1 protein-coding gene is annotated in these 1,053 nt (G+C 54.3%); it reads right to left on the reverse strand.

Annotation, left to right across the window (positions count from 1 at the left end):
• Nucleotides 1–53 precede the first annotated feature (53 nt).
• The coding region (locus ACOCD2_RS21600) for a hypothetical protein (protein WP_293702736.1) at nucleotides 54–1,053 on the reverse strand (1,000 nt) is incomplete at its 5' end.

Consider the following 1,053-nt stretch of genomic DNA (forward strand, 5'->3'; position numbering starts at 1 on the left):
TTAAGGATTGGCACAAAAAACAACCGGAATTATTCAAAAAGAAAATCTATGATCTATCGGGACTTGACAAGTAGCAAAGCCCTCACACTCCCATTGGCGCTGGGATTCCACGCAGGTACAACGCTGCCATCCGAGGCCTGCAGCCTGGCCAGGTGATTTTTCACATCCATGCCAATATGGGTGAAATCACCGCCCGTGTAGAGCGCGCTGCCATCGGCAGAGAACGCGAGGGCCAACACGCTGCCATCAAAGCCTGCTCCCCAGTGCTGCAGCTGGCCAGTGGCAGCGTCGATCTTGCCGAGAAAGAATTGGGGCTGACCATTCACGCGGACGAAATCACCGCCAAAGTAGAGGTCACTGGCATGCCTGGCCAGGGCATTGACGGAACCTGCCTCACCGATGTTCAGATCGGTAAAACCGGCCACCAGGTTGTCCGATGCCGTTTCCAGGCTGGCGAAAGACAGTGTGTGCTCGCCACCCGTGGTGAAAAACTCGCCGCCGACATGAATACGGCTGCCATCTTCGCTCAACAACAGGACCCTGACCCACTTGTTACTATCCGGGGTCCAGGTGCTGTCTGCCGTGGCATCAACCGTGCTGAGCCGCGCAATATTGTTTCTGTTCTGCCCTCCGATTGCAGCAAATCGGCCGCCCACATACAGGCTGTTTCCGGTCAGGGCCAATGTTCTGACGGAAGCGATAAAGCCCGGAATACCCACAGGAGCCGGATCCCAGGCATCAAGCTGCCCGTTACCTGCCGAATCCATTCTGGCAATCCCTGTCCGATTGACGCCACCGATCCTTTTGAAGTCACCACCTGCATACAACTTGTCTCCTGTTGCCGACAGCATCAGACTGGACACGATACTGTCCGCATCCGGATTCCAGTTCATGTCGAGCGCTCCTGTACCCGAGGCACTGACCTTGGCGATATAGTTTCGGCTGACGCCCGCTATTTCGTTCCCGTCTATAAATGCCAAGTCATTGAAATTCAATTGAAAAACCGAAAAAAGACGATGAGAAATCCGGTGCAGGATGGTACAATTATGATCT

It is taken from the genome of Thiolapillus sp. (genome assembly GCF_048562965.1).
Classification (GTDB): domain Bacteria; phylum Pseudomonadota; class Gammaproteobacteria; order Chromatiales; family Chromatiaceae; genus Thiolapillus; species Thiolapillus brandeum_A.